The following is a 13,572-nucleotide window of genomic DNA, read 5'->3' on the forward strand; positions in this document are numbered from 1 at the left end:
GGGTGTTTTTTGAAAAGAACCCCGATTAATCAAAGAGATTCGGCTTAACGGAAACCCTGCTGCTCGCAAATCGTTAATTGCTGCTTCAGCGTCGATTCTATTTTGGAAGTAACCAATAGCGTGTTTGTTAGAAATACCAGCCACTGGAGTGACTGGGCTAACGTGTTCTGCGGGACGATTTGCGGTATTAGGCTGGTTATAAACGGCAAATTCTTCTATTCCTCGGCGTTCCAGAATTGCTTGCGCTCTGGCAATTTCTTCATCTGTGCCATCTATAATAACTAGATAATGTCCCCGCCCTACTCGTTCGTTGTAAACTCTAGCTCGCTCTTCAGGAATTCCCAAACCAACTAGTGCACCGACTAAGCTACCAGCTACCGCACCGATACCAACTCCTGCTAAAGTTGTTGCAAGGGTAGTAGCTGCTGCACCAGCTAGCATAATAGGACCTATTCCGGGGATTGCTAAAGCACCAAGACCAACTAACAAGCCTGCTAATCCGCCTAATGTACCCCCAGAAACTGCTCCTACAGCAGCGCCTTCATCGGATTTATTCCCAATCCGATCTCGTACCTCAGTGCCAGCAATTTCGTCTTCTCCATTTGGATTTTGTGCAATCACAGACACTTTATCCATCCCAAAGCCAGAATCTCTCAATTCATGTAGTGCATCTTCCGCATCACGCCGATTTGTAAATACGCCTACAGCACGCCTATATACACCTACAACCATCTCTAATTCCTCGCAATTTTAATTTATTATTTTCAACGATTACTTGATTTTCAAATTTATCGATGCAACCTAATCTATTTATTCATTTGTTTTTTATTTTTTTCATCAATCTCTTGGGAGAATTATTCACTCTGTCTCAAGTTATAGTTTTCAAGAAAAAGTAAAAATAATTGTTAATTTAAGTTTATTAAATTAATTATTTTACATAAATTTCTCATTCAACAATTAATTATTGCTTGGTTAAGTAATAATTAATGATGCTAGTAACAAACATCTAGGAAAAGGACATTTCCTAGTGCAATGAGTACCTAGTTTATCCATATATCATCGTGTTACCAAACTTTCTGAGAAATTTTGTTATCGTGAGTACTGAGAAAGAATTAATTACAGCTACTGCTTCCCTACTACTTATTCCCTCTCTTGATCAATAAATTCCATTTTCGCTAAATAATTTTAACTTTTGTAACAATGAAAATATGGCAGCAGAAAGCATAGGTAGTAGGTAGTAAAGTTTTCCCCTTCTCACCCTCTTCCCGCTTTCCCCATACTCTATGTTATCGTTGGGCATCTAGGTAAGATATCGCAACCCCGAAATATGAAAAGTTACATAATAGCTATAGCTGCGTTTCTAACCACAATTACTTTGAGCAAAAGTACTCAAGCAGCAAACCCAGAACAAATCAGACAGTTATTGGCAACCAGACAATGTCAAGGCTGTGACTTAAGCAATGCTGGATTGGTGATGGCTGACTTATCAGCAGCAAATTTGAGCAATGCTAATCTTTCAGGGGCTAACCTTAGCCGCGCCAACTTAAGCGGTGCTGATTTGAGTGGCGCGAATTTGAGCGGCTCCGTTTTATTTGGTGTTAACCTGACCAATGCTAAACTTAATGGAGCTACTTTAGTAGGTGCTGACTTCAGAAATACTTACCTGGTCAATGCACAATTGACAGGCGTAAATCTCAATGAAGCAAACTTACAAGGAGCAATAGGTATTCCATTGCAAATTGCCAAACCAGAGGAGTTTTATAATTGGGGTGTAGCAGAAGCGCAAAAAGGCAACCAACAGCACGCGATTGATTATTTTAATCAAGCGATCGCTCTTAAACCAGACTATGCAGGTGCTTACTTGGCTCGTGGTGTCGCTCGCTACCAGCTATTTGATCGAAAAACCGCATTGCAAGATGGTCAAACTGCTGTTAAGCTTTTCACGTATCAGAATAATGTAACTGGACTACAAACAGCACAAGCCTTTGTGCAAGAATTGCAAACAACCCAGACAGAAAAGATCAGTGCTGGTAAACCTAACTTAATGGATCTCGTGGGAAGTCTTGGCTCACTCTTGCTTCAGTTTTTCCCCTTCTAAGCTCTTAGAGGTTTTGGTCGAATTTTATCGTAGTGGGGAAGCTTTGGTACACTCAACTTATCGCTATGCGATATTGTGTGAACGAGACTCTTTCCATGCTGGGTGGGTAAAGTAACTAAATAGCAAGAGATAGTTCAAATAGGGCCTTATGTCGATTATTCCTCTGAGGGCATGGTATATTGAAGATTACGAGCCGCTTCCAGAAGTGGAAAAACGTTTGCCTGATATTCGCCTCAGTAAAAAAAGCTTATTGAAAACAGGACTAAGAGCCGATTTTCTAGAAGATAGTGAGCAAGTCAAGAAATCAAATTGGTTTGGTCGCTATTTAGAAGGAGAAAGTGTTGAATTTTATATCGAAGGTAGTGGAGGCTATTTTGTAGCTAACATTGACTTGATTAGTCATGAAATTTATTTTACTAAACAGTCATTGTTAGCTCAGCTAGATCCAACAATTTTTTTGTGCTATCAAATCGAGTATTTACCAGCAAGTGATACTCTTCGAGAGGTACTGCTTGATAGTCTGGAGATTTTGAACGTGCGATCGCGCCTGCCTTTAAAATTAGTAGAATCCTACCGGAATCAAGACGTACCTCTACGGTTGGGAAGCTCTATCATGAGAAAAATCCGTAAAAGTTTACTATTTATTGCTGATGCTACCCCAATTGCTAGTATCGAGGGTAAACAAGCTCCTCAATTGCTTCTCAGTTCAAACGTTTGTGTAGAAATTGGGTATGCCATCCAAAGTAAGCGAACTGAGCAAATTCTACTAGTGCAAATGGAGCGCCCAGATTTATCAGGACAGTTTCCCTTTGACTTACCACCTAAGCAACTTCTAAAATACCAACATAGCAAGGAACTCAAAAAAACCTTGCCCCAAGTTATTGAAACTCAGCTGGCACGATTTAAGTTATTTTCGTAAATTCGACGTTTTTGTGCTATACGATCCTAACCATATATCAGCCTAGCAGGATTTTACTACTATAATATCAGTGAGTAGACAATACTCATTACAAAAATCTTTAAATAACCGAACTTGCCACGGCAGATAGACGCGGTTACGGAATCTTCAATAGTCAGGGGTAAACCGCTTGTATCAACAAGACTCACATGAAACCTCTTCAAATTCACGAATTGCACAAACTGCCAGTGCGATCGCGATAACGTTAGCCTTATTAGTACTAATCGGGTGGTCACTTAACATAGAATTTCTCAAAAGCGTTTTTGCCTCAAGCGCCTTAAACATGAAGGCAATCACTGCTGTCTGCTTAGTTTTGTCTGGCTTGTCTCTATGGCTGGCTCAAACAAAACAAGTAAATAAACTGTCTGGTGTTTTTTCGTTCCCCACCTATTGGGTTGCTAGAGTTTGTGCAGTAACGGTTCAGATAATTGGTTTGTTCACCCTTAGCCAATACATCTTTGGTTGGAATTCTGGAATTGACGATCTGCTGTTTCGTAGTGACGGAATTTCTGTAACGCCATACTATTCAGGAGCAATGGGGTTAAATACAGGGCTAAACTTTATACTGATTGGCAGAGCTTTAGATCTGGGAATTAAACCAAAAAGCGAACGTAGTTATTGGTTTGCTCAAGTTCTCGCTCTTTTAGCTTGTGTGATTTCTGGACTAGCTGTTATGGGCTACACCTATCATGTAGAAAGCCTATACCATATGGTTCCAAAAATAAAATCAATGGCCTTAAATACAGCAGTTAGCTTCGCATTGCTGGGTATCGGTATTATGGATTTGCACAAAGACCAAGGCTTTATGCGACTAGTAACAAACAATACCTATAATGGGTTATTAGCCCGTCGTTTGTTCGTTGCAGCAATTATAGTACCTTTGATGCTTGGATGGTTGATTCTTCAAGGTCAACGGGCAGGGCTATATGATCCAGCATTGGCTATATCATTGCTCGTAGTGGTTCTAATTATTAGCTTCTCTGTTTTAATCTGGCATAATGCAGCCTTAGTTGAACTTGTGAGCGAAGAACGCGATCGCATCAAACAAGCATTAAGGGTAAAGGAAGAAAAACTAAATAGCCTCGTGGAGGCTAACATAATTGGTATTATATTTGCCGACACTCAAGGCAATATCCAGCAAGCAAATGATGAATTTCTGCGGATGATTGGGTGTACACAAGAAGACTTACAAGCTAACGACATTAACTGGATTTCGATTACACCACCAGAGTATAAAGCCCAAGATGATCAGAGTCTTGCTGAAGCAAAAATAAAAGGAGCTTGTACACCTCACGAAAAAGAATACATCCGTAAAGATCATAGCCGTGTCCCAGTTTTAGTAGGATACACCCTTGTAGGGGAAACAAAGGAAGAGTTAGTCGCATTTATCCTAGACTTAAGCGTTCGTAAAAAAGCTTTGGAAGCTCTGCGTCACAGTGAAGAGAGATTCCGATTAGCGGTTGATAACATCCCAGATTGCTTTGTCATTTACGATGCACTGCGACGATTCCAGTTTATTAATACTACTGCACTGGATCTATTTCAAAAATCATATGAGGAAGTTATTGGACGCACTGACGAAGAAATACTTCCAACGGAAGTTTGTCAATCTTATCTTCCAACTTTGATTAAGGCACAAGAAACAGGTACTTTACAAACAACAGAAGCTACAGTAAATTTTCCACATCATCGCACCTTATTCATGAAATATGTGCCAATTCTAGATGAAAAGGGACAAATTTATCAGATCCTAGGGTTTGCTGACGATATTACAGTACGTAAGCAAGCAGAGGAAGCACTGAGCAACCAACAAAAATGGCTAGAAGAAGTGCTTAACCTTATGCCTACGCCTCTACTGTTTATCGAACCTGGAACAGCGAAGGTAACTTTCGCTAACAAAGCTGCTGACGAAGTAGCTGGGGGGACATTTCCTAAAGCTAAATCAGTTGAAGATTATCATACTATTTACTACTCTACGGATGCAAATGGAAATCCTATTTTAGACGAACAGGCTCCTGGAATTCGGGTTGCCCGTGGTGAAAGAATCGAGGGGTTTGAACTAGATTGGCACACGCCAACTGATACCAAGTCTTTGTTAATATTTGCAGATACGCTGCCAAAAATGCATGGTCATCCAGCTACGTGCGTATTAACATTTCAAGATATCACTAATCTTAAGCAAGTAGAGAAAGCGTTATCTTTGGGTTATCAAAGACTGCATTTGTTATTTAACGTAACAAACGATCTGCTATCAAGCCATGAACCAGCGGCATTAGTAGCCAGTGCGTTTAAAAAACTTAAACAGCAAATAGGTTTAGACGTTTACTTCAACTACTTGGTTAAAGAAAACTCCGAGCAAATGCGGCTAGAGTCTTATAGTGGAATTACAGAGGAAGCTGCCAAAGAAATTGAGTGGTTGGCGCTTGGTCAAGCAGTGTGCGGTAAGGTAGCATTAGAGCGTCGTCCTATTGCTGTAGAAAATTTACAGCAGTCAACAGATCTCGAAACCACCTTAGTTCGATCTTTTGGTGTTACAGCTTATTATTGTTACCCTTTAATAGCGCGAGGGCAGCTTTTAGGGACTCTTTCTTTTGGAAGTCGTAGTCGGCAGAAGTTTAGCGCTAATCAAATAGGGATGATGCAAGCTGTTTGTGATCAAATAGCAATTGCAATGGAGCGTGCTAGATTGATCGGTTCTTTGCAACAGCAAACTGAGCAGCTAAGGGAAGCCAATCGCATGAAAGATGAGTTCTTAGCAATATTGTCTCACGAGCTGCGATCGCCCCTTAATGCTATTCTTGGTTGGGCACAGCTTTTACATTCACACAAGCTGGATGAAAATAAAATTGCTAAAGCGATCGAAACAATTGAGCGTAATGCTAGAGCGCAAAAGCAGCTGATTGAAGATTTGCTTGATATTTCACGAATGATTAGAGGTAAATTGCGCCTTCAGATCCGTACTTGCTCTTTGGCTTTGATTATTGAATCAGCGATTGATACTGTGCGTTTAGCAGCAGAGGCAAAGGGAATTGATTTGAGATTTTCTGTTTTGGATTATAGCTCAAGCGAGTATGGTGAGTTAAAATCCAAAATTCCAAGTCCAAAATTCCTCGTTTCTGGAGATGCAGAACGTTTGCAGCAGGTAATGTGGAATTTGCTATCCAATGCTATCAAGTTTACTCCTTCTAGTGGTCGAGTAGAAATAAAGCTGCAAGAAGTAGAACACGAGAGCAGACAAACAGACGGGGGGAGATATTGCCCAAGTTTTGCAAAAATGACAGTCAGTGACACAGGAATAGGTATTAAGTCTGAATTTCTTCCTTACGTTTTTGATCGCTTTTGTCAAGCTGATAGTTCTATTACTAGATCTCATGGCGGACTAGGGCTGGGGTTGGCGATCGTACGTCATTTAGTAGAACTACACGGTGGTAATGTCTACGTCGAAAGCTTGGGTGAGGGTAAAGGCGCAACATTTACAGTTATACTCCCTCTCATGAATAGAAAAGAAGAACAACAGGAAAGGCAGACACAGCGAATAACTCAAGAAACTTCACCTGTTTTGTCTTCTTTATCTTCTCGTTTGCCTTCATCCCTTTTAGAGGGCGTGAAAGTTTTGGTTGTTGATGATGAAGCTGATACCCGTGAGTATGTTAGTGCAACGCTCAAACAATACCAAGCGGAAGTTATGGTAGCAGGATCTGTTCAGGAAGCTTTGGGGGTGATCCAAAAGTGGAAACCAGATGTTTTAGTAAGTGATATTGGAATGCCAGAGGAAGATGGTTATTCCTTAATTCGTAAAGTTCGTAAACGGGAAGCTCTCAAGGAACGCCGCCGCAAAGTATCCCAAAATAGGCGGCTGCGTCGTTCTCGGAATAGCTGGCTAAAATCCTACGCAGATGAATGTACAGTGCCTACAGTGTCTTCAACAGGAGAAGGAGATATTAGGAAGGCTAGTTCAGAAAGCTCAATAAAAAATACAGTCCAAAGGCGAAACATTCCCGCCGCCGCTTTAACAGCGTATGCGAGAAGTGAAGATCGCGCACGAGCTATACAGGAAGGTTTTCAAACCCATTTGCCTAAACCTATTGAGCCGCTTCAGTTAGCCTTAGTAGTTGCGAATCTAGCTGGACGTATGTGAAGTACCCTCAGCGTCCGTCCCCCCAGTTCTCTAATGAAGTCGGAATGTCGAGTGTTTTGAGGGAGGATTTTCAACAAATGGCACTTCTCCAGTTCTAAGCTTTTGGAATTTATGCAGACATCGATTTTATTATGTAATATTTTGCGACCCGTAATCAGTAGTATTTCATTCAATGCGCAATATCTGGTTGCAAAAAGGTACGTCATATTGTATCAATAAAGATGAGTACTAACTTCGTCAAAAATCTAGTATATGCTAAATAAAACGGATAGTTATAGAGTTAAGAAGTTTTTGAATGGGGCCTTTAGAAGTATCTTTTTTGACCGATTTGCAAAATATTATAGCTTAGATATTAACCTGCAAATACAAATGAAAGCGTTGGAATCAACAGCTGATTATGTAGCAGAGCATATGAGCAGTGCATATACTTTTACCAATAATTTAAGTTTGCTGGAATGGGCTATTGCTCAGTCTAATCTAGATGGTTTAATACTGGAGTTTGGAGTATGGCAAGGAGCCACAATAAATTTAATAGCCCAACAAGTTTCTAAAAGTAAGAGCGTTCATGGCTTTGATTCGTTTGAAGGATTGCCAGAATCTTGGGTAAATATTCCTAATGCAGGGAAGTTTGATAAAGGATCATTTGATATGAAAGGTCAACTTCCTACTGTTGCTCAAAATGTAAAGCTTTACCGTGGATGGTTTGAAGAAAGTTTACCTAAATTCATAGAAACACATAAAGAGCATGTATCATTTGTACATATAGATTGTGATTTGTATTCATCAACAAAAACTGTGTTCGATTTCTTGGGCGATCGCATCAAATCTGGAACAGTCATCGTGTTTGATGAATATTTCAATTATCCAACTTGGGAAAAACATGAGTTTAAGGCTTTTCAAGAATTCGTTACCAAGCACAATATTAAGTACCAATACATTGCTTACAACAGAGTTGGTAGAGAAGTTGCGGTAATGATTCTTTGAAAGAGGCTACTCAAGTGTTAATTGCCTGTTTTATTGGGGTGCAATGCTCCTGTTTCGGTAAACTCAGAAATCAGTCGTAGTGATTGAATTGCATTTTTATAAAAGCAGAAGTAAACCATCGTTAATACTAATACTGAGCGCTAGGGCTCTTTTGCAAACGAAGTAAATTATTATAGATTTGCTTTTTTAAATCACTATTATTCTGAACCTCTACGGTGATTTTGTTGAAGCGATCAATAGTAAGACCATTTTCTTCAACTATTTTTTGGGAGCGATTGCAGTAGCTAATTGCAACATCTTTAGCTTTGCCTGGAAGCCCACTTAGGCTATTGGAATCGTTACAAACGATTTTGGGAACATCTCCGTTACCGATAATTTTTTTTATTTCTTCAAAGGCTTGTTGGCGTTCTGGCTCCATTCTTAATAAAGCCTTGGAGTAACTAATCAGATCAGTATTGTCAACTGGTGATGGACTTTGGGCTTCAACTTTTAATATGGCAATCAAAGAACTGTAGAGTACAATTGTAGTGCTAAAAGCTCCTAACAATATTGTTTGGAAAACCATTGTAGGTAAACTGGATCGGCAAAAACGATAGTCAAATATCTTCATTTTCAGTACAATAAATAATTACAGTGGGCATTATATAAAAGGAGTTAGCATAACTGGACTTAACTACATCTTTTTTTTGGCTCCTGCTCCTGACTAGTAGACTATGGAAGAAATCAAGCTACTATTTAAGCTTACTAGAAAGACCAAAGGAACAGCTTTTTGACCTTCCTTGCAGCGGTACTAGCTCTTGACTACTTATGATTGTTAATTACTTTGAATTCTTTTAACGAGGAGAAGTTCCGTAACACTTTATTATCAAATGTTGGGATTTGTTTTCAGCTTCTTCGGAATACTTGACAAAGTTCAATCACTTTAGTTTGAAGTGTCATAGCTTCTGAAGTTCCTTGCTTGAGACTGACTTCTAACTCTAGTAGAAGAGGTAAGCTGGTAACAAGTTGCTGCACACTAAGGCTATTTACTTCTTTCTGTAAATAGTAAATGCGATTAGGATTAGCTATCTCAGCCGCTTGGGCGATCGCCTGTTGATTTCGTTCACCACTGTCCATCATTATCTTTATCCATAACCAAGTGCGAAATTGACCAGTCAGTGTAGCAACTATCCTCAAGGGGGGTTCACAAGCAGCTAATAACTCAGCTAATGTTCCCAAAGCCTTAGCGGTATCCCCTGTTTTAATTGCTGCTGCCAATTGTAAGCTATTATGAGTCGTATTTTTTACCAACTGGCTAACTGCGTCTGTATTTAAAGGCTCTTTACTACCTTGGGTGTAGAGCCTTAATTTCTCTAGCTCATTGTAAAGCAGCCGCGTATCGTTACCTATAGCATCTACTAACATATCAACAGCACTTGTAGTTAATTTTACTCCTATGGTTTGAGCCGCTTGGTTAACAGACTGTACCAGTAATTCTGTTTTCCAAGGAGGAATTAAAGAAAATTCCCGAAATTCTGCAAATTTTTTGAGAAGTTTTGTGGATTTGAGCCGTTCATCAGGTTTGTTACTGCTGGTGAACAATAACAATGAGTTTTCAGGTATGACTGGTAGCGTTCGCTGTAATTCTGCCAGCACATTATCAGGACAGTGCTGGCAGATGTTAGTATTGACCAACCAAACCAAACGTCCACCAAGACCAAAAGGTGGTGTCATAATTTGATTTAACCCCTGTATGACAGCATCAGACTCGTCTGGCGAGAAGGAAGTGTAGTTAAAACTCTCCCATTGAGGATCAAGGATGCGATCGCGCGCCAGAGTCACCGCCTTTTCCATAGCAAAATCATCCTCACCCCAGTAAAAGTAAATTGCCATAGCTAAAACCTCAAAAAAATCTAAATATTTGCCATACTTTTTAAATCACTAATTGCCGTTCAGTGAATTTAAATTTTCTTAAAATTTATCTAACTGAGAGTTAGAGGAGATCAAAGTTGGACGATAACTATCAAACCTACTTGAATCGGGTAGCACGGATGACGTTACCCGAAGCCTACAAATCCCAAATCCAGCATATTCAGGAATCTTCTAAATTTCATTTGACATCACTTGGTGTAAGAGAAGCGATGCCTTTCCCTGGTTATGCCGTAATCACACCACCACAACAGGACGAACAATCTGAAAACTTTGCGTTCTATACAAAACTGCAGAGTTACCAACAGGAACTTTTGCAGTTGCCTCTAAATTCTGATTTAATTGTACCAGTTCCTCCTGCTAGCTTTCATTTTACGTTAGCGGACTTAATCTGGGAAAACGCTTATCGCCACGCCTGTGAAGAAAACCCACTTTTTGACGAGCAGCTACGCTCTTGCTTTGGGGAAATATTTCAGCAATATAAGCAATCGATGACAAACTTGGGTCACCCGATTATATGGCAAATGCTAGGATTAGTAGTTATGCCAAGATCTATTGCTGTTTGCTTAGTGCCCCAAAACCAAAGCTTTTACGACCGGATTACTCACTTAAGGCGGTCCATTTATCAAAATCCTAAATTAATTGCATTGGGTATTGAACAGCATTATCACTTCACAGGGCATGTTACATTAGCTTATTTTGGAGAAATTGCATCTGATTTAGATCGCGATCGCTTTTCTCGTATGCTTGATCAATTGAATCAGCAGTGGTTGTCGAGTCCACCAGAATTCATCATCCACCGCGCTGAACTACGAAAGTTTGACGATATGACACGCTATTATCGTGAAGTAGATTGGCCAAGTTTAGATATTTGTTGATGGGGCATGGGGTAGAGAAACAGTTATCAGTTATCAGTTATCAGTCAAGAATAATGTCTTTATCTTTCGGTTTAAGCTTTTCACCGTACACTTTGACCACTGATAACTGTTTACTGTTCACTGATTACCCTTACTCCCTCTGAAATGCTAGATACACAGCTTCTAAAAAGGTATCGGGGGTAATAGATTCTGGTATATTTTCTAAGTTAAGAATAGCTAGTAGCTGGTTAGATAGTTCCCTAGCAACAGAGGCTTTGGCTTTTGATGACATTGTATTTCGTCTGAGTAGATACTCACGAATCACGGCAAAATCATCAGGTAACATAATTGAGAAATCAGCTATTGTCAGCAATTGTGCGTACACTGAATTGGCTTGATCTGAGATTATAATATTTGCCGATTTAGCAGGTGTGTAGTTTTGGATGACAATAGTGCCAGCAGCTAAATCACCCAGTCGTTTTTCACTACGACCAAAAATAATTAAAAAAACTCCTATAAAAAAGAATTCATCAAATGGTCGTAACAACGCACGAAGCGTTGCTTGCTGTAAACCGATAGGTCTACCATTATCGCGCACAACTCGAATTTGAGCAAAGCGTTTACCAGGGGTTTGTCCTTGCCATATAGTTTCAAAAAAGACAAAATAGCCTGTGTAAATAAAGAAGCAGATCATGAGTGCGATCGCGACAAACCAAACACTCATCTTGTTACTAAAAATTACTTTTGTAATATCTAATACTTGAATTGAACCTGCTGTCCAAAAAACAATAAATAGTATTAAAATCCCAGCCAAAATGTGATAATCTATAACCAATGCCCATGCACGATTACCGATACCAGCGAGGTCAAATTCTAATTCAATACTTTCTGGCGTCCGAAATTTTGTATGCTTAAAAAGATGCATATGGATTTACAAAAAATACTATTAAATATTGTGTTCACGTAACTTTAAGCCTAAGCCTTCACGACGAGTTCGCAAGTCATAGTAAATTACAGCCTTAATTGACTGCCAAAACGGAGCCACTAATATGGCACTTCCTAAACTGAAAATTAAGCTAATTATCAACGAAATAACCCCATAATTTGAATTATCCTTTATTAAAGGATTTATAATTATTGGAATAACATTACTAAGTATACTAAATGGAAGTTGTATAGGTATGGTTATTAAATAAGCAACAAATAAGATTAACATAATTCTCCAAACATATCTATTTGTTAAATCCCAACTACGACCAATGGTCGAAACAGCGCTAACGTTCTCTTCAACCGCAAGTGGAATCTCGACTAAAAGAAATCGAGTGCTTATGCACAATGCAGTAATAATCAAAATTAAGAAAAAAATAACAGTTAATAAATAAGTCAAAACCACTATATTTACATTGTTGCCACTAAAAATATTATTTGCAACGACTGCGAGACCACCTAACGAACCAAGCGTAATTAGTGAAGTAATACTAATCAAAATTATCAAAAATGCAATAATTATTATCATTAACAAGCTTGTACATAAAAACTGCCATAATCGAGAATTTACAAAACGTCGTCCTGTCTCAATCTCTTCTGGTTGATTGACTAATTCTCCAAATGCTAAGCGAGATATCAAAGCTAAATTCGCTAAAAGTTTTGCCCAACCGTAGATTGGAATAAACATCCATAAATAGGCAATAAAAGCTAAACGAATATAAGACTTTAAGTGAGAACGATATAGCTGCACTCCAGCGTTGATAACATTACCGAGACTCAATGGTTGCATTACGCTTGGAGATTCAACATTAAAAGACATGATATCTCACGCTCCTATAGAGGCTGTTAGTTTGATGCTATCCTAATGTAAGTTAAACTCAGTATTCCCAAAGAGTATGAATTTCCAAACGTATCCAGTTTTTTTATGAATCTTCAACGTTGGATAGGGCGACGTGAACCAAATTGGCAGCGCCTAGACAATTTATTAAGACAAGTAGAAAAAAAAGGACTAAAGTCGCTGCAAGCAACAGAAATTCGAGAACTTGCTAGTTTATACCGCTCTGTAACAGCAGATCTAGCACGCGCTCGTACTCAGCAACTAGGCAATACTTTGATACAAAATTTAGAATTTCTTACAACTAGAGCTTACACACAAATTTATCAAGGTTCACGAAGGCAGGAATGGCAAGCTGTCATAGAATATTACCGATGGGGGCTGCCATCTATAATACGACAGGCATTTCCATACATTGCCACTGCAACTGCTCTTTTTCTCCTAGGAGCCTTAACCGCTTGGTGGTATGCGTGGCAGGATCCAACCTTTGTGTCGCTTATAGTACCAGAGCGCATTATTAAAATGGTACGAGACGACCATAAACTGTGGATGGGATCAATTGTCGGTACGGAACCTTTAGCATCCAGCAGTATTATGATTAATAATTTGTCAGTGTCCTTTGGTGCTGTTGCTGGTGGGATCACCATGGGAGCATTCACCGCTTATATGATGATATTTAATGGCTTATTGATTGGAGTCATTGGTACCTTGGTAACCCAGAATAATCTTGCTTATCCATTTTGGGCTTTTGTGTTTCCTCATGGTGCATTGGAATTACCAGCAATTTTTTTTGCAGGTGGGGCAGGG

11 protein-coding genes are annotated in these 13,572 nt (G+C 39.3%); 6 read left to right on the forward strand and 5 right to left on the reverse strand.

All coding sequences use genetic code 11. The annotated features are described in order from the left end of the window. Window positions 1-732 (reverse strand): general stress protein (locus tag G4P69_RS32240; protein ID WP_390693615.1); only part of this gene is annotated, 732 nt, incomplete at its 3' end. 595 nt (window positions 733-1,327) lie between these two features. Between G4P69_RS32240 and G4P69_RS32245 the strand changes: the two genes are divergently transcribed. The 4 genes from G4P69_RS32245 to G4P69_RS32260 all read left to right on the forward strand — a co-directional run bounded on the left by G4P69_RS32245 (window position 1,328) and on the right by G4P69_RS32260 (window position 8,178). Beyond that, entirely contained in the window at window positions 1,328-2,098 is a 771-nt protein-coding gene (locus G4P69_RS32245; protein ID WP_208340745.1) for a pentapeptide repeat-containing protein, read from the forward strand. 148 nt (window positions 2,099-2,246) lie between these two features. After that, complete coding sequence (locus G4P69_RS32250; RefSeq protein ID WP_208340743.1) at window positions 2,247-3,017, forward strand: hypothetical protein; 771 nt, start codon at window positions 2,247-2,249, stop codon at window positions 3,015-3,017. A gap of 169 nt (window positions 3,018-3,186) precedes the next feature. Next, a complete protein-coding gene (locus tag G4P69_RS32255; RefSeq protein ID WP_208340741.1) occupies window positions 3,187-7,194 on the forward strand; it encodes a PAS domain S-box protein in 4,008 nt (1,335 codons plus the stop codon). A 252-nt stretch (window positions 7,195-7,446) separates the two neighbouring features. Further along, window positions 7,447-8,178 carry a TylF/MycF/NovP-related O-methyltransferase gene (locus G4P69_RS32260; RefSeq protein WP_208353842.1) on the forward strand — a complete coding sequence of 244 codons (732 nt, stop codon included), beginning with the start codon at window positions 7,447-7,449 and terminating at the stop codon, window positions 8,176-8,178. A 127-nt stretch (window positions 8,179-8,305) separates the two neighbouring features. Here G4P69_RS32260 and G4P69_RS32265 read toward each other — a convergent pair whose 3' ends face one another. Both G4P69_RS32265 and holA read right to left on the reverse strand, forming a co-directional pair. Beyond that, the gene (locus G4P69_RS32265; protein ID WP_208340737.1) at window positions 8,306-8,743 is read right to left on the reverse strand and encodes a DUF4168 domain-containing protein; all 438 of its coding nucleotides are present in this window, start codon (window positions 8,741-8,743) and stop codon (window positions 8,306-8,308) included. A 320-nt stretch (window positions 8,744-9,063) separates the two neighbouring features. After that, the gene (gene holA / locus G4P69_RS32270) at window positions 9,064-10,050 is read right to left on the reverse strand and encodes a DNA polymerase III subunit delta (RefSeq protein WP_208340735.1); all 987 of its coding nucleotides are present in this window, start codon (window positions 10,048-10,050) and stop codon (window positions 9,064-9,066) included. A 116-nt stretch (window positions 10,051-10,166) separates the two neighbouring features. On the opposite strand from holA, the gene G4P69_RS32275 reads away from it, so the two are divergent. Continuing rightward, window positions 10,167-10,964: a DUF1868 domain-containing protein gene (locus G4P69_RS32275; protein ID WP_208340733.1), complete on the forward strand. Its 798-nt coding sequence runs from the start codon at window positions 10,167-10,169 to the stop codon at window positions 10,962-10,964. A 130-nt stretch (window positions 10,965-11,094) separates the two neighbouring features. On the opposite strand, the gene G4P69_RS32280 is transcribed toward G4P69_RS32275, so the two are convergent. Both G4P69_RS32280 and G4P69_RS32285 read right to left on the reverse strand, forming a co-directional pair. Next, window positions 11,095-11,868, reverse strand: coding sequence for an RDD family protein (locus tag G4P69_RS32280; RefSeq protein ID WP_208340731.1), 774 nt, complete (start codon window positions 11,866-11,868; stop codon window positions 11,095-11,097). Window positions 11,869-11,889: 21 nt separating this feature from the next. Beyond that, window positions 11,890-12,750, reverse strand: a complete 861-nt coding sequence (locus tag G4P69_RS32285; RefSeq protein ID WP_208340730.1) for a DUF975 domain-containing protein — start codon at window positions 12,748-12,750, stop codon at window positions 11,890-11,892. 105 nt (window positions 12,751-12,855) lie between these two features. On the opposite strand from G4P69_RS32285, the gene G4P69_RS32290 reads away from it, so the two are divergent. Beyond that, a partial coding sequence (locus tag G4P69_RS32290) for a stage II sporulation protein M (protein WP_208353845.1) occupies window positions 12,856-13,572 on the forward strand: 717 nt, incomplete at its 3' end.

The sequence above is a fragment of the Aetokthonos hydrillicola CCALA 1050 genome, from assembly GCF_017591665.1.
GTDB classification, from domain to species: domain Bacteria; phylum Cyanobacteriota; class Cyanobacteriia; order Cyanobacteriales; family Nostocaceae; genus Aetokthonos; species Aetokthonos hydrillicola.

Bases quoted from the DNA above. Each gene is read 5' to 3' on its own strand.
- G4P69_RS32245 (WP_208340745.1), top strand. From the start codon at position 1,328: ATGAAAAGTTACATAATAGCTATAGCTGCGTTTCTAACCACAATTACT.
- G4P69_RS32250 (WP_208340743.1), top strand. From the start codon at position 2,247: ATGTCGATTATTCCTCTGAGGGCATGGTATATTGAAGATTACGAGCCG.
- G4P69_RS32260 (WP_208353842.1), top strand. From the start codon at position 7,447: ATGCTAAATAAAACGGATAGTTATAGAGTTAAGAAGTTTTTGAATGGG.
- G4P69_RS32265 (WP_208340737.1), bottom strand. From the start codon at position 8,743: ATGGTTTTCCAAACAATATTGTTAGGAGCTTTTAGCACTACAATTGTA.
- holA (WP_208340735.1), bottom strand. From the start codon at position 10,050: ATGGCAATTTACTTTTACTGGGGTGAGGATGATTTTGCTATGGAAAAG.
- G4P69_RS32280 (WP_208340731.1), bottom strand. From the start codon at position 11,868: ATGCATCTTTTTAAGCATACAAAATTTCGGACGCCAGAAAGTATTGAA.
- G4P69_RS32285 (WP_208340730.1), bottom strand. From the start codon at position 12,750: ATGTCTTTTAATGTTGAATCTCCAAGCGTAATGCAACCATTGAGTCTC.